Annotated in this window: 19 protein-coding genes and 1 other RNA gene; 13 read left to right on the top strand and 7 right to left on the bottom strand. The window is 47.5% G+C overall.

Annotated elements, in window-relative coordinates; translation table 11 throughout:
• Window positions 1–303: 303 nt before the first annotated feature.
• Window positions 304–1,416: an AraC family transcriptional regulator gene (locus tag ACFOEK_RS15710; protein WP_386722414.1), complete on the top strand. Its 1,113-nt coding sequence runs from the start codon at window positions 304–306 to the stop codon at window positions 1,414–1,416.
• 80 nt (window positions 1,417–1,496) lie between these two features.
• Here the strand turns inward: ACFOEK_RS15710 and ACFOEK_RS15705 are convergent, their stop codons facing one another.
• Window positions 1,497–3,608, bottom strand: coding sequence for a hybrid sensor histidine kinase/response regulator (locus ACFOEK_RS15705; RefSeq protein WP_386722413.1), 2,112 nt, complete (start codon window positions 3,606–3,608; stop codon window positions 1,497–1,499).
• A complete protein-coding gene (locus ACFOEK_RS15700) occupies window positions 3,602–4,735 on the bottom strand; it encodes a response regulator (protein WP_386722412.1) in 1,134 nt (377 codons plus the stop codon). The genes ACFOEK_RS15705 and ACFOEK_RS15700 overlap by 7 nt, the downstream gene beginning before the upstream one ends.
• A 143-nt stretch (window positions 4,736–4,878) precedes the next feature.
• Between ACFOEK_RS15700 and ACFOEK_RS15695 the strand changes: the two genes are divergently transcribed.
• Window positions 4,879–6,003: an ABC transporter substrate-binding protein gene (locus ACFOEK_RS15695; protein ID WP_386722411.1), complete on the top strand. Its 1,125-nt coding sequence runs from the start codon at window positions 4,879–4,881 to the stop codon at window positions 6,001–6,003.
• Between the two features lie 46 nt (window positions 6,004–6,049).
• Here the strand turns inward: ACFOEK_RS15695 and ACFOEK_RS15690 are convergent, their stop codons facing one another.
• Entirely contained in the window at window positions 6,050–6,505 is a 456-nt protein-coding gene (locus ACFOEK_RS15690) for an EVE domain-containing protein (RefSeq protein ID WP_386722410.1), read from the bottom strand.
• A 170-nt stretch (window positions 6,506–6,675) separates the two neighbouring features.
• Between ACFOEK_RS15690 and ACFOEK_RS15685 the strand changes: the two genes are divergently transcribed.
• Window positions 6,676–6,834 (top strand): hypothetical protein, encoded by a 159-nt coding sequence (locus tag ACFOEK_RS15685; protein ID WP_386722409.1) that lies wholly within the window; start codon window positions 6,676–6,678, stop codon window positions 6,832–6,834.
• A gap of 26 nt (window positions 6,835–6,860) precedes the next feature.
• Here ACFOEK_RS15685 and ACFOEK_RS15680 read toward each other — a convergent pair whose 3' ends face one another.
• From ACFOEK_RS15680 to ACFOEK_RS15665, 4 genes are all read right to left on the bottom strand, one after another.
• Window positions 6,861–7,541 (bottom strand): 5-formyltetrahydrofolate cyclo-ligase, encoded by a 681-nt coding sequence (locus ACFOEK_RS15680; protein ID WP_386722408.1) that lies wholly within the window; start codon window positions 7,539–7,541, stop codon window positions 6,861–6,863.
• A 29-nt stretch (window positions 7,542–7,570) separates the two neighbouring features.
• Window positions 7,571–7,749: non-coding RNA, 6S RNA (gene ssrS / locus ACFOEK_RS15675), on the bottom strand.
• A 110-nt stretch (window positions 7,750–7,859) separates the two neighbouring features.
• A complete protein-coding gene (locus ACFOEK_RS15670; protein WP_386722407.1) occupies window positions 7,860–8,189 on the bottom strand; it encodes a cell division protein ZapA in 330 nt (109 codons plus the stop codon).
• Window positions 8,190–8,396, bottom strand: a complete 207-nt coding sequence (locus ACFOEK_RS15665; RefSeq protein WP_284383385.1) for a TIGR02449 family protein — start codon at window positions 8,394–8,396, stop codon at window positions 8,190–8,192.
• Between the two features lie 213 nt (window positions 8,397–8,609).
• Between ACFOEK_RS15665 and ACFOEK_RS15660 the strand changes: the two genes are divergently transcribed.
• The 10 genes from ACFOEK_RS15660 to gcvPB all read left to right on the top strand — a co-directional run bounded on the left by ACFOEK_RS15660 (window position 8,610) and on the right by gcvPB (window position 20,773).
• On the top strand, window positions 8,610–9,203 hold the full coding sequence (locus ACFOEK_RS15660; RefSeq protein ID WP_386722406.1) for a UPF0149 family protein: 594 nt from the start codon (window positions 8,610–8,612) through the stop codon (window positions 9,201–9,203).
• A gap of 87 nt (window positions 9,204–9,290) precedes the next feature.
• Complete coding sequence (gene pepP / locus ACFOEK_RS15655) at window positions 9,291–10,619, top strand: Xaa-Pro aminopeptidase (protein ID WP_386722405.1); 1,329 nt, start codon at window positions 9,291–9,293, stop codon at window positions 10,617–10,619.
• Between the two features lie 56 nt (window positions 10,620–10,675).
• Entirely contained in the window at window positions 10,676–11,902 is a 1,227-nt protein-coding gene (gene ubiH, locus ACFOEK_RS15650; protein ID WP_386722404.1) for a 2-octaprenyl-6-methoxyphenyl hydroxylase, read from the top strand.
• A 31-nt stretch (window positions 11,903–11,933) separates the two neighbouring features.
• Window positions 11,934–13,247: an FAD-dependent monooxygenase gene (locus tag ACFOEK_RS15645; protein ID WP_386722403.1), complete on the top strand. Its 1,314-nt coding sequence runs from the start codon at window positions 11,934–11,936 to the stop codon at window positions 13,245–13,247.
• Window positions 13,248–13,428: 181 nt separating this feature from the next.
• Window positions 13,429–14,472, top strand: coding sequence for an extracellular solute-binding protein (locus ACFOEK_RS15640; RefSeq protein WP_386722402.1), 1,044 nt, complete (start codon window positions 13,429–13,431; stop codon window positions 14,470–14,472).
• 33 nt (window positions 14,473–14,505) lie between these two features.
• Window positions 14,506–16,200, top strand: a complete 1,695-nt coding sequence (locus tag ACFOEK_RS15635; RefSeq protein ID WP_386722401.1) for an ABC transporter permease — start codon at window positions 14,506–14,508, stop codon at window positions 16,198–16,200.
• A 100-nt stretch (window positions 16,201–16,300) separates the two neighbouring features.
• On the top strand, window positions 16,301–17,386 hold the full coding sequence (gcvT, locus tag ACFOEK_RS15630) for a glycine cleavage system aminomethyltransferase GcvT (RefSeq protein ID WP_386722400.1): 1,086 nt from the start codon (window positions 16,301–16,303) through the stop codon (window positions 17,384–17,386).
• Window positions 17,387–17,409: 23 nt separating this feature from the next.
• The gene (gene gcvH / locus ACFOEK_RS15625) at window positions 17,410–17,802 is read left to right on the top strand and encodes a glycine cleavage system protein GcvH (RefSeq protein WP_386722399.1); all 393 of its coding nucleotides are present in this window, start codon (window positions 17,410–17,412) and stop codon (window positions 17,800–17,802) included.
• A gap of 121 nt (window positions 17,803–17,923) precedes the next feature.
• Window positions 17,924–19,294, top strand: a complete 1,371-nt coding sequence (gene gcvPA / locus ACFOEK_RS15620; RefSeq protein ID WP_386722398.1) for an aminomethyl-transferring glycine dehydrogenase subunit GcvPA — start codon at window positions 17,924–17,926, stop codon at window positions 19,292–19,294.
• Window positions 19,295–19,312: 18 nt separating this feature from the next.
• Window positions 19,313–20,773: an aminomethyl-transferring glycine dehydrogenase subunit GcvPB gene (gene gcvPB / locus ACFOEK_RS15615; protein ID WP_386722397.1), complete on the top strand. Its 1,461-nt coding sequence runs from the start codon at window positions 19,313–19,315 to the stop codon at window positions 20,771–20,773.
• The last annotated feature ends 38 nt before the right edge of the window (window positions 20,774–20,811 follow it).

Here is a 20,811-nt window from a genome sequence, read left to right as displayed (position 1 = left end):
GTAAATAACACTTCACTGTCCTAAGTCATCAATGGAATCAGCGTGGCGTGTTAATAATTCCAGCGTATCCGGCAAAAAAGTAATCCGGCGGAGGCCATTCGTGAATAGGCGTTAGTGTATACCAGCCGGGGGCAGAAACAGAAGGTATCCGGTCACTTAATCTGGTGATGGCGATCGCATTGCGTGATGCAGAAATCGGATAATTAATGTGGAGGGTACTGAATAGAATGGTTGTTAAGGCCGATGGAACGGATCTCTCGGTGTGGCGTAGAAAAAACCTGTTAGCAGAGTTGGCGGTGATGTATGGCATTATTCGACTTAGATTGGATGATCAAAGGCATAGAATCGGGGGACTTAGGATGCATTCCTATGGCTCAGCACGGTTTGTTGGTGGGTCATCAACTGAAGCATGTGGAGTGCTGGTTGAGTCGCTATCTGCGTCCGGTGAGCTGCTTACCTTTACGCTTTGGCAATGGTCAGTACAGTCGTTATTTCGCGATGACCCAGATTGATGAACTGAGCTTGTTGAGTATGTCATACGGTGTCGATACCCATGTCTTCTCACCGGTGGATGAAGCGCTGTATCTCGTGATGTTTCTCAGCGGTGTATGCATGAAGTGTCCAACCGGAGAGGTTTATTCTGCGGATGCGGGGGATGTTTTGGTGTTAACGCCGGGTGAGGAATTGAATGCTGTCTTTGTTCAAAATGCCCAACATCTGGTGATTCGTATTGCGCCGTCCGATTACTTAAGTGAGCATAAAGAGACCTTGGAGCGACGTTTGTTGTTACCAAATTGTTTGGCTGATCTTAAGCAGCTGACTTTAAATCTGTTGGGGCAATTGATGGTGTCGCCTGATCACCAGACTTCCCGATGGTATCTGTCAGAATGGTCGAAACGGTTTAAAGCCGCTTTATTGGCGGATTTGGAGGTGGTCAGAAATATTCAGGATTATTCATCCTTACCGGAACATCTGCAAAGTTTCCTGGATCGCTTGTTGGTGTTGGAATCTAATGGTTCGCTGAATGATTTAATTGCCTCCATGTCGGTCAGCAGCCGTAAGCTGTATCAGGACTTTCAGCTGTTTATGAGTTGTTCTCCGTATCAATTCTTGAAGCTGCATCGGTTACGACGCGTGCGTATGTCATTGTTGGCCGATGAAAACTGGAATCTATCGGATTTAGCCTCCATTAACGGATTTGCGCACTTAGGTCGTTTTTCGTCTTACTATCAGAGTGTTTTTGGGGAATTACCCAGTGCCACACGTAAAGCGTTTCGTGCGGAATTAACTTCCTATGCGAGGGCTATGAATGCTCGAGGCGTGACCGAATGTTGGATGGCTCCACAATGGGGGCAAGAGCCAGTGCGAGCGATGGATATGCGTTGTCAGCACTGTATAAAGCAATTAATCGCTTGAACTTCTAATGACTTAAAACTTCGATGACGTAAGCAGAAGATGGAAGATGCCTTTTATTGCTTCATTTGAGTTGCTTCGTATCATTGAGTTGCGCTGTGTTTGGTCTGTTTCTCTGAACGGATTTCGTGATGCCAGCGGCTCAGTTGATCGGTGAGTTGGCGAATATTCACCGGTTTATTGAGTATTAAATCCACTTTGTCTTTGGATAGGCGGAGCTGATCATGCTCAATAAACGCCGATAACACCACAATTCGAGGTACTGAGGTTGCGACATCGAGTAGTGCCAAGCCGTCGCCGTCGGGTAGGTTGAGATCTAAAATTAATACATCCGGGGACAGTTGTTCCAATAGGTGCTTACCGGCGCTGTAGGTTTCTGCTTGGTAATATTGATAGTCGGCCATTCGGGCAGTGATCTTCTTCATTAGCTTCAAGTTGCTGGGGTTGTCTTCAACGACCAGTAATCTCAATGTTGAGTTTGATTCGATAGCCTGTCGTGCTTTTGGCTCGTGTTCTTCAATCAGCTGGCTTGGCGATGCGGATTGGGTAGACGTTAGCTTTTGGCGAGCAAGACTTGCTAAAGGTAATTTAAACCAAAATTGGCTGCCATTATTTTCGCTACTCTGAAAATGAATCGACCCTCTCATTTGTTCAACCAATTGTTTACAAAGGTGCAAGCCTAAGCCGTTTCCATGGCTTTGCAGACCGTTGCTGGCGCGGCTGAAGATATTAAAGATGGCCTTCTGGTCTTCAGGGGGAATACCAATTCCATTGTCCTTAACCGCAATGCTCAGTTGTTCGTGCTTGCTGAGGTAACTGTGTACCGAGACCACACCACCAGGTCGGTTGTACTTGATAGCGTTACTGATCAGATTGGTCAACACCTGTTTAGTGCGTTGTTGATCGGCAATGATGATGGGAAACTCGGAATTCACTTGGATTTGTAAATGAATGTCAGAGGCCCGAGCGATGGGTTTCATCATTTCTACCGTGCTCCCGATCAATGATTGAGTATCAAGCGATGATAGCTTGATTGGTAAGGCATCCAGCTCGGCAGATGAAATATCGAGAAGATCATTAATAAGATTGAGAATGTGTGAACCACTTTGAATGATGGTTTGAGTGGCCTCTTTGAGTTCATCAACCTGTGGACTGCCGCCGTTGGATTGAATGGAATCTTCGATGATGTGAGCAAAGCCGAGGATCGAATGCAGCGGATTCTTCAGTTCATGACTGACCTTGGTAATAAACAACGTCTTGCTCTTACTGGCGTCTTCCGCCATTTTCTTTGCGCTCTTCAACGAGGCTTCGTATTTTAGCCGCTCAGTAATATCGAGCGCGTGAATGGCAACTTCTGATACCTGATCGTTGTCATCGATAATTGGAGTGTAGGTGTTTTCAAAAGTGCGTTGATCACGTACATCCTGAGTGTTGAAGGATTCACGACACTCGGTCGCCAGTTTGATGCAACGCAGTCGTTCCTGGGCCGTATCGGAATTCAGAAAGTCACTGATGTGATGGCCGATGATGTCTGTTTCCGAACGTTGAATGCTCTCTATCGCGGCCTTGTTGGCGAGACGACAGATACCCTGAGGCGTGAATAACAGCATGATGCCTTCAGCACTGTTGGTGAGAATCTCTCGGAGTTGTTCAGACTTTCGATGTTTGGACTCCACCGCTTTGCGTTCTGAAATATCGGTAATGATGCCGATGAACACGTAGTGATTGTTTTCCTTGGATGCGCCCAGGGAAAGCTCCGCAGGAAATACCTGTCCATCTTTTTTGCAACATTGAATCTCCCGGCGGCGGCCAATGGTGCCGGTTTGGCCTGTGAGATGAAAATCGATCAGGTATTGATGGTGGTATTGAGCGATATGTTCCGGCATTAACATTGACACATTATTGCCTAAGAGTTCGTCGGTGCTGAATCCAAAAATCAGTTCGCTGCTGGGATTGGCATAGGTGATGATGCCTTGTTCGTTGGTAATGAAAATGGCATCGGGGCAGGCGCTGAGGGTTGTTTGCAGATGTTTGGCTTTGAATTGATAGAAGGTCTGCTTGGCGTGTTCGCTGGTCTGTGTCCTAGGCAAGGCGCCGTGATTGAGGTTTCGGAACCATAAGGTATACCAAGCAATGGCAATACCACAGGCCGCGGCCCAACCACTGATGGCAATCCCCACTTCCGGTGCTAGCATGTTTCGCTCATCCTTAGAATGGCTTGTTCAATGGTGAGGGTGTTCTGTTCGATGGCCTCAGTAATATCGAAAACATCCCCGAGCTGCTCTTTGGTTCGACTTAATGGATTCAGTAAGCGGTTCTCTTGTTCGTCGGTTAGGCCAAGTGACAGCAACTCTTCTTCGTAGAACATCAGTAAATCGTCCATAAGGTGCCGCAATTTCGCTTCTACTTGCAGGACATTGGTATCTAAGGCAGACATTTCTGACTTGACCAGATCTACGGCATGAGAGGCACCTTGCTGACGTTTCTGCTGTGCTTGATATTCAAGTTCCAGGGTATTCAGGCGTGCATTGACGATTTTACAGATCAGAGCCACATGATCTTTAAGGCGGCCGTACAAGGCTTCGTCTTCGATGGGCATGTTTTTGATCAGTAGTGTGGCGCGACCTTCATTAAATAAGCTGCGATTGCCTTTAGAAATGATACGACGGCTTTCTGAAGCATTTTCTAATAATTGCTGTTCCAATGGCGAAATTATGTTTCCAGAGGAAAAAAATTGGGTGTCCGGAAGCAATTCACAGCGCAATGAGGCCTGCAAGCCAAACCCCGAAAGCAGTATAAAGCTGGTTTTGGCCAACTGTTCGGGGGTTTGGCAGTGAAAGGTATCGAGAGTGTAGGTCAATAAACTGCCTTGTTCACCACTGTTGACCATGGCCGTGAAGGCCGTTTCAGACGCCGTTTTAACTTGTTCCGTGAGGCTTGTTACTTTGGATTGTTGTTCCAGAATGACGGCAACTTTGGCTTTTAATTCTTTGGGATCGATAGGTTTGGTTAAATAGTCCGTAGCCCCGAAACGGTAGGCTTCCAAACGATCCTCCAGAGAGGTTAAGGCGGAAACATAAAGGATGGGGGGCGTATTGGGGCTGAGTTCTCTGATCGTTTGGCTGGCTTCATAGCCACTGCCATCGGGTAAGTTAATGTCCATGAGCACAAGATCAGGCCACGTTTGTTGGATCTGTGCGGCGACTTCTTTGAGAGAGCTGGCGGTCGCTAGGCGATAATCATCTGCTAGACAGAGTTGAATTAATTTCTGACACTCGATTCTGTCATCTACACTGAGGATGAGAGGCTTGTTGATGTTCATGGTTTTTGGGTCTCGCTTCTCCCTGGCCTGTTGGTGATTGGAGGGGCAAATGGTTATTACATATTTAGGGTTAGTCCTTTGTTATATCGTTAGTCAGAACAGGCTGTTATCCACTTTTCGCATTTTGTGAGGAAATAGGAGAAATGCGGTGTGGTAAACAGAGTGAGTTGCTTTATCTGAATCGTATTGAGTTCGTCATGATGTTTATGTTTAGGACAATGCTTGTTGTCATTTCATTACTTTTGAGCGTAGCAACGACCTCTGCCGAGGTGATTCGCGTTGGTGTCGTCAACCCCGGTTATCAGGATACTGGGTTTTGGGGGCAGGTATCGGATGTGATGGCGGCTGCCGCTAAGCAACTGAATATCGAACTGGTTGAGGTGTATGGTCAGCGACACTGGAAAATTATGCTGAATGAAGGTCGAGTGTTAATTGAACAACAGCCGCTCGATTATTTGATCTTGGTAAATGAGCATCAAAGAGCAAAAGACTTGATACGTCTTGCCGAGCACAAGCAGTTACCTACCTTTATGCTGTTGAATGATTTCGATGAGCCTGAGCAGACCTATTCATTTTGGAAAGGAAGCTTGATTCCTGATAACCATGCCGCTGGACTGGAAATGGCAAACCGGCTTTTTGCTTTGCAGCAAGGAAGCCCTCGCCTGTTTACCATTATTGGTGATCATCTTACGCCTGCGTCTCTAGCCCGAACGTCCGGACTGGATAGTGCGTTGCAAGCGAATACTAGCGTAAAGGAGTTATTACGAGTCTCGGGTGAGTGGTCGGAAGAGGTGGCATACCAGAAAACCTTGTTGATGTTGCGGCGTGACACACCCAATATGATTTGGGCTGCCAACGATAATATTGCGCTTGGGGCGATTCGGGCCTTAAAGCAACATAATTTAGTGCCAGGTAAGGATGTTGCGTTGGCTGGTTTGAATTGGTCTCAAGCAGGGCTTAATGCAGTAGAGCAGGGAGAGCTTCTGTTAACTCATGGCGGGCACTTTATGGCAGGGGCTTGGATGTTGGTGATGATTCATGATTATCATCAAGCCAATGGGGCAATTCCTACCCTACAACAAACATTTGAAATGTCAGCCATTGATGCAACCAATATCAAGAAATATCTTGAATGCTTTGGTGACAAACAATGGTCTCGGATTGATTTCCGGCGCTATGTCTTATCCAAAGAAGATTTATCTAAAGGCCGTCAATATCCCTTTCATTTAAAGAGCATGTTTCGTTTTGCCTCTAGTTGCCGCCAATAAGGTCTTACTCGGAGGTTCCCTTGATATTACTTCACCTGTGAGGAGTCTAGACTCGCGTCATGATGTAGTGCCAATGGTCTGCGTCTATGGGCATCACACTTAACCGTGAGCCTTTACTGATCAGTGAAATGTCTTTGAGAGCATCTTGCTGTTTTATCCACGACAGTGTGATTGGCATCGGGAACCTTTGTTTGAATTTCAGGTCAACCACATACCATTTGGGCTTCTCTTCGCTGTGTTTGGGATCGAAACCTGAGTGCTCCGGGTCTGACGCGGTTGGATCGAGATAGTGTTCGGTGATCACTTCGGCGATACCTACAATGGCAGGGACTTTACAGCTGGAATGGTAGAAGAACACCTGATCCCCTTGTTTCATGCTTTTAAGGTTGTTTCGGGCTTGATAATTGCGCACGCCATCCCACATTTCAGTTTGATTTGGGCGAGCTTGTAAATCCTCGATGCTGAAACTGTCAGGTTCCGATTTAACGAGCCAATAGTTCACTGTGGTTCTCCCGTGGTTCATTCTAAATAGGATAAAAAGTAGGGGTATTTGGGCTGTGTCTGTTTGTTTGAAGCTGTTACGAAATGTGAGCTAGTGATCTGGATCACAATAATTTGACGCTAATACATTATTCTTATATAACTTCATGAAAAATCAAACTTTACCCTAAAATGCGTAAGAAACCCGATTTAATCATTACTCTTATTACCCTGTTTGTTGTTGGTCTGCTGGTGAGTGGTCTGGCAAAAACTGCGTCTATTGAACACGAAACGCCAGGATTGATGGCGACCTCTCCTGATGTAAGTCTTGAATTTCCCGACGACTATTAGTGTCGAAAGGTTCTATCAAGCAGATATTAAACGCTGAATCTCAACACATATGTTGGTGTGACTACGGCATCCAGCGGTACATCCCAAGGTTCTTTTGGTAATGCATCCACTTGCTGACACGGGTGTGCCAACCCAGCGCACAATGGCGATGGTCGCCAGCCTTGATTGATCACCTTATCTAAGGTGGTATCGTAAAAACCACCGCCCATACCCAAACGGTTTCCTTGCAGATCAAAGCCCACTAATGGCATTAAAATTAAATCCAGTGCTTCTGGCGGAAGAAGACGACTGCGTTTGAGCTGGGGTTCTTTAATACCAAAGCGGTTATAACGCATGGGTGTGTGCTGATCGTATCGGACAAACATTAACTGTCGATGATTAATGGGGTGTAACACCGGTAGGTAAACTTGCTTTCCTGTAGTGTGCAATGCGTCGATTACCGCTGAACAACTGAGTTCGCCATCGTTTGCTAGATACACGGCGATGTGCCGACTGCTGCGATACCAATATTGGTTATTCAGGTGTTTGAGCAGTTGGTTGGCGGCTTTGACTTGATGAAACGTCGACAGTTGTTTTCTTTGCTTACGAATGCGTTGCCGCAATGCTTTCTTAGCTTGCAATAACTGATCGGAAGATAAATGTTCAGTGGGGGTTAAGTGGTTAGAAAGAGATGAAGAAGAAATTGAAATCGTCTGAGCTGGGTGCATATCAGTAATTACTGCTTGAGTGGCTCATATAAGGCCCCAAAGTATCGCTGCCGACTTGGCCCCTGAACCCGATGGTTCAGAGTGGTGGTTGTCGGTATGCCGTAGGCTTTCCGTCATGCGGACATGCACAATAGCTTACGCGGCCAACCTCCTAAAATAGGATTATCGGCTCGAGGAACGCATCAGCTGGCGAGTACTTCAGAGCTTAAGGCCATTATAACGGCTGAAAATAATTTGTCAGCGTTATGATGTAAACAAGTGTTTAAGTGGGGCTTTTTATTCAGAATTTACACGGAATTGTGTAAATATTAGGCAGTGCTAGAGACTGCCTTGGTCTTCGCTGTCGTCTTCGAACGGCAATGAATGATTTTTGGTCAGTGCAGCGTCTAAGCGATCGGCCAATTGTTGAAGCTGATCTTGGCTGACGCCTTTGCTTTGTTCTCTTGATAAGGCTTCGTGTGAGATATTTAAAGCAGCCATCACAGCAATACGCTCCAGGCCAATCACTTTACCGGTAGAACGAATCTCACGCATTTTGTGATCTAGGTGACGAGCGGATTGCTCAAGGGAGGCGCGTGCTTCACTGGGGCAGTTGACTAGATATTCCTTATCTAGAATGCTGACCTTAACTGTTTCCACTTCTGACATTTATTCTTGCTCCAAAGCCTTGAGGCGAGAAATCATAGCTTCGACTTTCGTGCGAGCCAAATCATTTTTACGCAAAAGGAGATTCCGTTCCGCCTTCCAGGCTTCCTGGTGTTCTTTTAGTTTGCGATTATCTTCGAGCAGAGTTTCATACTGTTCGATCAGCTCGATTATTTTTTTTTCCAGATCGGGGAAACTCAAATTGTCCATTTTGCATCTTCTTACTTCAAGGCTAAACCTACTATAGAACCGTGACAGATTAGGGTCAATTGCTTACCACGGCTTTCGTTGATTTTTTAGCCATACTTCACTGATACGCTGTGGATTAGCGCGATGCTGGCAAGGCGGCTGGCGTCAGGGCTGTTTCTGGTGTGTCTACGCCACAAATGCTAGGATAGCGCGATCAATAATTAGGGGTAATTTATGGCCATTCAAGAGCAACCAACACACACGCTGGAACAACTGTTTGAAGATTTAGCGGATTCTTTTCTGGAATTGAAAATTCAGCAAGAGCCGTCAGAGGTGCATGGTGTGTTGGTCGGCATGTTGGTTCAGGCTGAAACTAAAGGTGTTGAGGAGTGGTTAAAGCTGCTTGATATGATCGACATGGATATTTCCCTTATCGATGATCGTGCCAAATCCATCATGCAGGACATCTACCAGGTAACACGAGATGGACTATCTTCTGATCAATATGATTTCCAACTGTTGATGCCGGCAGATGATTATGATTTAGGTGAACGCGCTAATGCGTTGGCGGTTTGGGCCAGTGGTTTTATTACCGGGTATGGTTTGGCGGCAGAGCATAAGCGAAACCTGTCTACCGAGCTGGTGGAGTTATTGAATCATTTACACGCCATCTCAGAATTGGACGATCAGCTGTCCGAGTCGGAAGAAAATGAAAAAGACTTATATGAGCTCTATGAGTATGTGCGTCTTGGTGTTCTGATGTTGCGTCAGGCGATGCAGCAAGGTGACGAAGTTGAGCCGTCTTCAGAAGGAAAAACCTTACATTAATCGTAAACTCGTGAACGTTTACGCTGCAGATCAGACTCTTAAAAAGAATAAAGACACTTTCGAAGGTGTACAGTAAGCAGAGGATTTATGACTGAACTTGCCATTTCTCCCAAGGAATATCTTGAACGTCGTCAGGCTTTAATGGAAATGATGGCGCCTAACAGTATTGCTATTTTACCTGCGTCGGCGATAAAGATTCGTAATCGCGATGCTGAGTTTTCGTTTCGTCAGGACAGTGATTTTCAATACCTGACAGGTTTTAATGAGCCGGAAGCGGTAGCAGTGTTGATCCCAGGGCGTGAGCATGGCGAGTTTATTCTGTTCTGTCGTGAGCGCAAGCGCGAAGAGGAAATCTGGACAGGCTATCGCTCTGGCCCGGAAGGGGCTATCGAGAAGCACGGAGCACACGATGCCTTCCCTATTACGGACATTGATGAAATCTTGCCTGGAATGATTGAAGGGCGAGATCGTGTCTATTACTCGATGGGCTGTGATCCGCAATTCGATAAGCAGGTTATGGAATGGGTTAACTCGATTAAAGCCAAAGCACGCAGTGGTGCGCATCCACCGGGTGAATTTGCGGCGTTAGACCATTTGCTGCATGACATGCGTTTGTATAAGTCGAAAGCGGAACTGAAGATCATGCGTCGCTCGGCGGAAATTGCAGCGCAAGCTCATGTCCGGGCGATGAAAGCTTGTAAACCTGGATTGATGGAATACCAGCTGGAAGCCGAATTCTTGCACGAGTTTATGCTTAATGGGGCTCGTTCACCGGCGTATACCACCATTGTTGGCGGTGGCGCGAACGGCTGTATTCTGCATTATGTTGATAACGATCAGCCTCTGAACGAGGGCGATTTGGTATTAATAGACGCCGGATGTGAGTTGGATTTTTATGCCTCGGATATTACCCGTACCTTTCCGATTTCAGGCAAGTTCAGTGAACCGCAGCGTCAACTGTATCAATTAGTCCTCGATTCCCAGTATGCGGCTATTGAACAAGTGAAGCCGGGCAATCATTGGAACGATCCTCATGTTGCCGCGGTTCGTGTTCTGACCGAAGGCCTACTGAAATTAGGTCTGCTGGAAGGCGACCTTGAGACCTTGATTGCCGAGGAAGGTTACAAAAAGTTCTACATGCACCGTACCGGTCATTGGCTGGGAATGGACGTTCATGACGTGGGTGAATATAAGGTCGCGGATGAATGGCGAGTGCTGGAACCGGGCATGGTGATGACGGTTGAACCAGGACTCTACATCGCACCAGATTGTGAAGAGGTTGAAGCCAAATGGCGTGGTATTGGCATCCGTATTGAAGATGACGTTGCCGTGACCAGCAACGGCTGCGAAGTAATGACTCACGGTGTACCCAAAGACGTAGATGAAATTGAAGCACTGATGGCGGGTGTTCTTTAGAGCCTGTTTCAGATTAGGCAATAGATTAATAATAAGCTGGATAACGAGACCCTTTGATGTCGCTGACTGAGACTCCTTCTGAAAAAATGCATTATGACTTTGTCATTGTGGGTGGCGGTATGGCTGGCCTGACCATGGGGCTGTTGCTGGTGCCGGTGTTGGAACGACATCAGAAGCGTTTGGCGATCATCGAAGCCTTTGATGTTAAGGCCGGAGCGTATCAACCGAGTTTTGACGCCCGCTCGACGGCATTGTCGGAAGGCACGCGTCAGATCTTAGATCGTTTGGGCTTATGGGATGAGTTATCTCAGCGACTTTCGGCGATTGATCAAATTCATGTCTCACATAAAGGCGGGTTTGGTACCACTCGCATGAATGCCCGAGAATGTCAGGTGCCGCATTTGGGCTATGTCATCGAGAATGCCTGGTTTGGCCAATGCTTGATGCAGGCCGTACAAACGTGCGGCAACATCGATTGGATTGCTCCGGCGAAAGTGGATGAGCTGACTCAGCATGAGACAGGGCAAACCCTGACGTTATCGAACGGTTCTGAAATTTCGACGGGATTTTTGATGGTTGCCGACGGTGCACAATCCAGCTTGCGTAATAAGCTGGGGATTCAGGCCAATCGAACGCAATACCATCAGCACGCGTTGGTGTGCAATGTGAGCACTCGCTTACAACACAATAACGTTGCTTTTGAACGTTTTACGCCTAACGGGCCTCTGGCTTTGTTGCCTTTAACCGAAGGTCGTAGCGCTCTGATTTGGAGCGTGCCGGATGATCAGATTGAAGCGCGTTTAGCTTTGTCGGATCGGGCGTTTATTCAACTTCTGGAACAAGAATTCGGAACACGGCTTGGGCCCATTACCAAAGTCGGACAACGCGCATCTTATCCCTTGAGCTTGATGCGAGTGACCGATCAAGTCCGCCCGGGCGTGGTGTTGTTGGGGAATTCGGCGCATGCATTGCACCCGGTGGCAGGGCAGGGATTCAATTTGATCATTCGTGATTTGCTGTGTTTGAGTGATGCTATTGCTGAACGATTGAATCAGAATGAATCTTTACTGGCGCTTGAGTGGTTGTCGCACTATCAAAACCACAGACAACTGGATCAGTGGCTGACGACCTCGTTTTCTCACTGGTTGATCGAGATTTTTACCAATGACTCGCGTTGGTTGAATCGTTTAAGAGAAGTAGGACTGATGGCATTGGATCGGATCGGCCCTGCAAAAGCGGCCTTTGCACGGCAGGCGATGGGGTTAGGATTGGGTTCTCATTAGTTTTCTCGAACGTTCTTTTTAAAGGAAAATCATGGATACGGTTTCTCAGCGATTTGACGTTGTTATTGTGGGTGGCGGTTTGGTTGGCGCTACCTTGGCGTTGTTATTGAGTTCACTGAGTAAAGACACAGAGAGTCGTCGATCCCTATCTATCGGTCTGATTGAGGCTGGCCCCTTCAATACTGAGTTGATGTCGCTGGAGATCGGCGATACACAGTTTGATCCGCGTGTGGTGGCATTAACTCACGCTTCTGAAAACTTATTTCAACGCATTGGTGTTTGGCCGTTGGTCGAAGAGCTGCGTTCTTGCGCTTACCGAACCATGTCGGTGTGGGATGCCGAAGGCACTGGTGGCATTGAATTTTCATCGGACGAAGCCAATGTTGACCATCTAGGGACGGTTGTCGAAAACCGAATCTTGACGTCTGCTTTACGCCATTGCATCGCTCAATGTCCAAATATTAAGGTTTTAGATCGAACGGCGGTCAGTCAGCTCGGCCCTATGGTGGAAGACGATGCTGAAACGACGGCTGGTTTAAAGCCGCACGGTGTTCGTTTGTTGGGTTTGGACAATGGCCAAGTGATTTCTGCCCGTGTCGTGGTTGCAGCGGATGGTGCAATGTCGGCGATACGTCATTTGGCGGCGTTTAATGTCCGCGAATGGAGTTATAATCACAACGCTATAGTGACTACTGTAGAAACGGAACTGAGTCACGGTGCGACGGCGCGTCAGGCCTTTGCGAAAGAAGGGCCATTGGCGTTCTTGCCGCTGAGCAGTGTGGGTGGGCGTCACTTTTGTTCCATCGTGTGGTCGCAAGAGCCGGAACGAGCGCAGCAACTGATGGCGTTGTCGGATGGGGCGTTTTGCCATGAAATCAGTAATGCTCTAGAGCATCGTCTTGGCACCGTTCTTTGGGTGGATAGGCGCTATTCAATTCCTTTGAAACAGCGTCATGCGGTGCACTATGTCAAAGATCGTATCGCGTTAGTGGGCGATGCCGCGCACACCATTCATCCGCTGGCGGGACAGGGCGTCAATCTTGGGTTGTTGGACGTGGCGGTTCTGGCGGAAGAGTTGGTCAGTGCTTTTGAAAAGAACCTTGATCTTGGCTCCGATCCTATTTTAAGACGATATCAGCGCCGTCGTATGGGCCATAATTTATCTATGATGTCGGTCATGGAAGGCTTTAAACAACTGTTTGCTGAATCTGCCCCACCGGTTCGTTTTATACGTAACGTTGGAATGAGCTTGTTAAATCAGCACCCTTTGATAAAACGTCCTATTATTATGCGAGCAATGGGATTGGATGGTGATTTACCGGACAGTGTACGGCCTTTGTTTTAGCCTGCCTTAACAACCTGACCAGAAGGTGGTGAATTTTTTGGTCTGTCTTGCTTTCTTTTCTTAATTTTTCTGTTTTTCTGAAATTCTTACTAGTCTTCTAATGATCTTCATCAAAAACTTAGTATAATTGCGCTGCATAATGGTAATCATTGCTATTTGCATTCTTAAGACGGAGGAAATAATGCGTAAATTAATTTCGGCGGTTGCTTTGGCAACCTTGGCAGTAGGTTGTAGTAAGCAAGAAGCACCTGAGAATGCAGCTTCAACAGAAGTAACTAAACCGGCAGAGCCTGTAACTCTGACTGTGTATTCTGCACGTAAAGAACATTTGATTAAGCCGTTGTTTGATATGTACACAGAAAAAACGGGTGTACAGATTCAATACATTACTGATAAGGCGTCTCCATTATTAAGCCGTCTGAAGAGCGAAGGTGAGAATACTCCTGCGGATATGCTGATCACAGTAGATGCAGGCAACCTTTGGAAAGCGGCGGAAGACGGTGTTCTTCGTTCAGTAACGTCTGATGCGTTAGAAAGCAACGTTCCAGCAAACCTTCAAGATGAAAACAACCAATGGTTTGGTTTGTCGATTCGTGCGCGTACCATTGTTTACGCTAAAGACCGTGTGAAAGACGGCGAGCTCAGCACTTATGAAGGCCTTGCGGATGATCACTGGAAAGGTCGTCTTTGTCTTCGTACGTCTAAGAAAGTGTATAACCAATCGTTGGTTGCTAGCATGATCAGCAACTTAGGTGAAGAGAAGACCGAGCAAGTGGTATCTGGTTGGGTGAACAACCTGGCAACGGATGTGTTCTCTAATGACACCAAAGCGATGAACGCAGTTCAGGCAGGTCAGTGTGATGCAACAGTAGTAAACACCTACTACTTTGGTCGTCTACAGAAGAAAGAAGCTGATGCTAACTTGGCGATTTTCTGGCCAAACCAGCAAGACCGTGGTGTACACGTAAATATTTCAGGTGCAGGCGTAACCAAACACGCGAAACATCCTGAAGCTGCAACGGCATTGCTAGAGTGGTTGTCTACTGAAGAAGCACAACAGCAATTTGCGCAGTTAAATCAGGAATACCCTGTGAATGCTAAGGTATCCGCGTCCGAAGAAGTCTTAGCTTGGGGTGACTTCAAACGTGATGCACTGAATGTTTCTGAAGCCGGTCGTTTACAACCTGCTGCAGTAAAATTGATGGATCGTGTGAATTACAGATAAAATAGTCGTCTTTCTCAGTAAGGCGATACATCTGTGGATCACTTATCCCCAAAAACGCCCGAACAGTTAACAACTGGTCGGGCGTTTGCGTTTAAGAAACTATTAGATAACCCTGTTAGTCAATGGGTATCGAAGAAGCGTTGGTGGCTTCTGGTCATAGCCATTGCCCTGACGGTGTTTATGCCAGTCGCAGTGATCTTCTTATCTTGGTTGAGCCCTCAACCGGAAGACTGGACTCACCTCCTTGATACAGTTCTTTCTGAATTACTTGTAAATACCTTGTTGTTGGCCTTGGGGGTAGCATTAGGTGTTTTGATTTTAGGCGTCGCCTTGGCTTGGTTAACGGCAATGTGTCAGTTTCCTGGTCGAAAGTTTTTTGATTGGGCGTTGATGTTGCCTTTCTCTGTACCTGCTTATGTGATGGCCTTCTGCTTTTTGGGATTATTGGATTACAGTGGTCCTATTCAAACCTGGTTACGCACTTATATTTCTCCTGACTTCGACTTACCGGTTCGTAATCTTGCCGGTGTGATTTGTGTCTTTGTGCTCGCGTTTTACCCTTATGTCTACATGTTGGCTCGCACTGCCTTTATGAACCAAGGGCGTGGTCAGATGGATGCGGCCCGCAGTTTAGGGTGCAATAGTTATCAAGCCTTTTGGCGCGTGATGCTACCCATGGCAAGGCCTGCCATTGCTGCTGGAATGGCGTTGGCTATTATGGAAACCTTGGCTGATTTTGGTGCGGTTTCCGTGTTTAACTTCGATACGTTTACTACCGCCATTTATAAGTCTTGGTATGGGTTGTTCAACATTTATGTGGCCGCACAACTTGCGTCTGTGTTGTTGGTGTTTGTGATTGCGTGTTTGTGGATGGAGCAAAAGGCGCGAGGAAAAGCGCGTTTCGAACAGCACGAACGTCAGCAAAAACAAAGTCTTTATCTGTTGTCGGGCGCTCAGGCTGCGATGGCCTCTGCGTTCTGTACGCTCATTTTGAGTTTGGCATTTGTTCTGCCAGTGAGTCAGTTGGTGTGGTGGGTTATTGAAACTCAGTTAGCTGACTTTGATGCGCGGTTTGTGCAGTTAATGGTAAATACCGTCAGTCTCGGTGGTATAGCGGCCTTGATGACGGTGTTTGCGGCCTTGATCATGGCGTTTGCACAACGTGTTGAGAAGAATCCGGTGATGGATCAGATGGCCCGCTTCTCGACATTGGGCTATGCCTTACCAGGAACGGTGTTGGCCGTGGGCTTAATGGTGTGGTTCAGCTGGCTGGATAACAGTTTGATTCAAGTGATCAATCAAGTGTTTGGTATAAATACTGGTCAATTGTTTTTAGGCAGTGTCTTCGCTTTGCTGGTATCATACGTCGTCCGATTTTTGGCTGTGGCCTATGGGCCGGTGAATTCTCACTTACAAGCGGTGCGAATTACCATCCATGAGGCGGCTCAGTCGTTAGGTGCAACGCAGCGGCAAGTCTTATGGCGCGTTTATGTACCAATGCTGCGTCCAGGGTTGCTGGTCGCAGGGTTGCTGGTGTTAGTGGATGTGATGAAAGAAATGCCTGCTACACTGTTGATGCGTCCGTTTGGCTGGGATACTTTAGCCGTTCGAATATATGAAATGACTTCCGAAGGTGAGTGGGAAAGAGCCGCTTTGCCCGCCCTGACCTTGGTGATTGTTGGTCTGGCGCCAGTAATTGTACTGATGTCGAGAAGTCGTCGACATTAATATATGTCGTTAGTTTATGATTGAATGCCTATCGTTTCTTTATCGAGTGTGTTCGGTGGAGAAGGATAAGAATGACCGTTAACTCTTTTCCGGGGGAACCATGGGGAATAAAACCGCTTTACATCAGTCTCATGTAGATATGAACGCCAAAATGGTGGATTTTGGTGGATGGGATATGCCGATCCATTATGGTTCACAAATTGAAGAGCATAATGTTGTTCGCCAAGATGCCGGAATGTTTGATGTATCTCACATGACGGTTGTTGATGTGACGGGGGCTGATGCCCAGGCGTTCCTACAAAAGTTGTTAGCCAATGACGTGGCTCGCCTAAAAGAAAAAGGCAAAGCGTTGTACAGCGGTATGTTGAATCAAGATGGCAATGTCATTGATGATTTAATCGTCTATAACATGGAAGACTGGTATCGAGTCGTTGTAAACTGCGCCACCCGTGAAAAAGATTTAGCCTGGATGGCACAGCAAGCGGAAACATTTGATGTCACTTTGACAGAGCAACCGCAGTTAGCCATGGTTGCTGTTCAAGGCCCGAATGCCATCGAGAAAGCAAAGACCGTCATGTCAGCAGAGCAGCAAGCACTGACGGCCTCTTTGAAAGTGTTTCAGGGGGCAGAAGCGGGTGATTTGTTTATTGCCAGAACTGGTTATACCGGAGAAGATGGTCTAGAAATTATGGTGCCGGAAGCACACGTTGCTGATTTCTGGCAGAAACTGGCCGATGCAGGCGTGAGCCCTTGTGGATTGGGGGCTCGTGACACGCTACGCCTGGAAGCGGGTATGAACTTATATGGTTCAGACATGGATGAAACCACCTCTCCATTGGTTTCTAACATGGGCTGGACGATTGCTTGGGAGCCGGCAGATCGTGATTTTATCGGTCGTGCGGCGTTAGAAGCAGAAAAAGCACAAGGCCCGGCTCAAAAGTTAGTGGGCTTGGTACTGGAAGATAAAGGCGTATTGCGTGGTCATCAGAAGGTGATTGTGGACGGCGTTGGTGAAGGTGAAACCACCAGTGGTACCTTCTCTCCGACCTTAGGCCATGCCATTGCGTTAGCCAGGGTTCCAGCCGGCACGGGTGACACCGCCGTCGTTGAAGTGCGTAAAAAACAACTGAAAGTGCGAGTGGTTAGACCGCCGTTCGTACGAAACGGAAAGAAAGTTTTTGAATAAAAATTGACCTGAGGACGCTTAAGATGAGTCAAATCCCAGCTGATTTAAAATACGTAGATACCCACGAGTGGATTCGTGTTGAAGGTGACGGCACCGTTACCATTGGTATTACCGATCATGCTCAATCTCTATTAGGGGATGTGGTTTACGTAGAGCATCCAGACGTAGATGCCGAAATGGAAATCGGTGAGGAAGCCGGTGTAGTTGAGTCTGTTAAAGCAGCTTCTGATATCTACATGCCAGTGTCGGGCACAATCGTCGAAGTGAATGAGTTGCTTGAAGATGCGCCTGAAACAGTTAATGCCGATCCTTATCACGACGGCTGGTTCTTCAAAATCAAGCTTTCCAACGCAGAAGAGCTTGAGCAGCTGTTAGATGCGGACGCTTATCGCGAGAAATGCGAAGCGGAAGACTAAGTTAGTAGTATCAACAAGACGGGGCATTTGCCCCGTTTTGTGTTTTTGGGATTGCTATTTTCTGACCTGTTGGTTAGCTTTTAGTGATTGCCTATCTGTTGTCATATATTTGAGGTTTCTCATGCCATTCATTCCTCACACTGAACAAGACGTTCAGGAAATGTTGGAGACCATTGGGGTTTCGTCCATCGAAGATCTGTTTGATGAAATTCCACCTCAGCTGCGTGCTGGTGAACTGACCCAAGTGCCAGATGCGTTAAATGAGATGGACATGATGCGCAGGATGCGAGAAAAATCCGCTCAGGACGAAGGTGCGTTGTGCTTCATCGGAGCGGGTGCTTATGAACACCATATTCCTGCGGCGGTATGGGACGTTGCCACTCGTGGTGAGTTCATGACCGCGTATACGCCGTATCAGGCGGAAGCGAGTCAGGGAACGCTTCAGTTAATTTATGAATATCAGTCGATGATGGCGACCTTGATGGCGATGGATGTATCCAATGCCTCTCTTTATGATGGCGCCTCCGGCTTGGCTGAAGCGGTATTGATGGCGGTTCGTGCTAACCGTAAATCCAAGAGCCGTAAGATCTTAGTGCCAGGTGCTGTTCATCCTACCTATCGTTCTGCCTTAGCTGCGATTGTTGAGTCTCAGAACATTGACCTGGTGGAAGTGCCTTGGAATGCTGAGCAAGGCACTACCGCGTTGGATGCTTTAAAGGCGTATGAAGGCGAAGACATTACTGCCGTGATTATCGCGCAGCCGAATTTCTTTGGGCAGTTGGAAGACGTTCATGCGTTGACTGACTGGATTCATCAGCAGAATTCGTTGGCGATTGCGTTAGTGAATCCGATGGCTATGGCAGTGCTTGAAGCACCGGGTAACTGGGGTGAAAAAGGTGCGGATATTGCGGTCGGTGACGGTCAACCGTTAGGCGTGCCTATGGCGTCCGGTGGCCCATATTATGGCTTCATGTGCTGTACTCAGGCGATCGTTCGCCAAATGCCAGGGCGTTTGATCGGTCGTACCGTGGATCTCGATGGTAAGCCTGGTTATGCCTTGACCCTACAAGCGCGCGAACAGCATATTCGTCGTTCGAAAGCGACATCAAATATTTGTACCAACCAAGGCTTGGCGGTTACTGCGTCGACTATTTACATGAGCATGGTTGGTCCGGATGGTTTGGCCAATGTTGCCGGTCAAAGCTATAAAAATACTCAATCGTTGGTTGAACTGCTTTGTTCGATTGAGGGGGTTGGACGTCAGTTCAGCGGTCATACCTTCCACGAGTGTGCTGTTAAGTTACCAGTGAATGCTGCGCTTGTGCTGGAGAAGCTGGCAGAGCGTGAAATTCTGGGTGGCTTCGATTTAGGCCGCGTAGATGCCTCTCTTGAGAATGCCATGTTGATCTGTGTAACTGAGACTAAGTCTCAAGCGGATCTCGAACTGTACAAGTCGGCGTTGGTCGATGTGTTAAACGAAATTCAAGGTTAACCTGCGGAGTCTATTGTTATGTTGATTTTTGAACAAAGTCGTTCAGGACGTAAAGCGACTGCTCAGGTTCCGGCTGAAGCGGCAGATGTTTCAGGCTTACCTGCGGATTTAGTTCGTAAACAAAAGCCTGGTTTGCCAGAAGTCTCTGAACTGCAGGCGATTCGTCACTATACCAACTTGTCGCGTAAGAACTTTTCCATCGATACCCAGTTCTACCCGCTGGGTTCTTGTACGATGAAGTACAACCCGCGTGGTGCCTTAGCCGCGGCGTCATTACCTGGTATCTTGAATCGTCACCCGTTGGCACCAGAAAGCCATTCTCAAGGCTTCCTAAGCTGTATGTATGAGCTTCAGGAAATCTTAAAAGATGTGACTGGTATGAAAGGCGTTTCTCTGACGCCTATGGCCGGTGCTCAGGGTGAGTTTGCTGGTGTTGCTATGATTCGTGCTTATCACCAGTCTCGTAACGACGATGCTCGTACCGAGATTCTTGTGCCTTCAGCGGCGCACGGCACTAACCCGGCGACTGCGGTGATGTGTGGCTATAAAGTCCGTGAAGTACCGGTGAACAGCGAAGGTGATGTGGATGTTGACGCGCTGAAGACCTTGGTCGGTCCTCAGACGGCAGGCATTATGATGACTAACCCATCAACCTGTGGTGTGTTTGAGCGTCAGATTGAAGAGATCGCGAAAGTTATTCACGAAGCGGGTGGTCTGTTGTATTACGATGGGGCCAACCTGAACGCTATTTTAGGTAAGGTTAAGCCGGGTGACATGGGCTTTGATGTTATGCACATGAACCTGCATAAGACGTTCGCAACACCCCACGGTGGTGGTGGCCCGGGTGCGGGCCCTGTGGCGGTAAATGATCGTTTGTTGCCTTTCCTGCCTACACCGATTGTGGGTAAAGAGGGTTCGGATGAGGCGGCAACCTATCGCTGGTTAACTCAAGAAGATATTCCTCAGACGATTGGTAATTTGTCTGCCTTTATGGGGAACGCCGGGATTTTGGTTCGTGCTTATGTTTATGCCATCTTACTTGGTAAAGAAGGTATGCACCGTGTGGGTGAATACGCGACCTTAAATGCCAACTACATGGCGAAGCGTCTTGAAAAAGAAGGTTTCCAGTTGGCTTATCCAGATCGTCGTGCGACTCACGAATTCATCATCACTTTGAGCAAGCAAACCAAAGATCTGGGTGTGAATGCCATGGATGTAGCGAAGCGTCTGTTGGATTATAACCAGCACGCTCCGACCACGTATTTCCCATTGTTGGTGCCTGAGTGTCATCTGATTGAACCGACAGAAACCGAATCCAAAGAAGCGATGGATGAATACATCGCGGCTATGGCCAGCATTCTCAAAGAGTCGGAAGCGAACCCTGAAATGGTTCGTGGTGCACCTTATACTCAGCCAGTGAAACGTCTGGATGATGTAAAAGCGGCACGTGAATTGGACTTGGCTTGGAAAGCGTCTTAAATGCTTCTGCCTTGATTCCAGTTAAAAGAAAGCCGGGC

The sequence above is a fragment of the Litoribrevibacter euphylliae genome (assembly GCF_042646085.1).
Classification (GTDB): Bacteria; Pseudomonadota; Gammaproteobacteria; order Pseudomonadales; family Litoribrevibacteraceae; genus Litoribrevibacter; species Litoribrevibacter euphylliae.
This window is presented reverse-complemented; position numbering and strand designations above follow the sequence as displayed.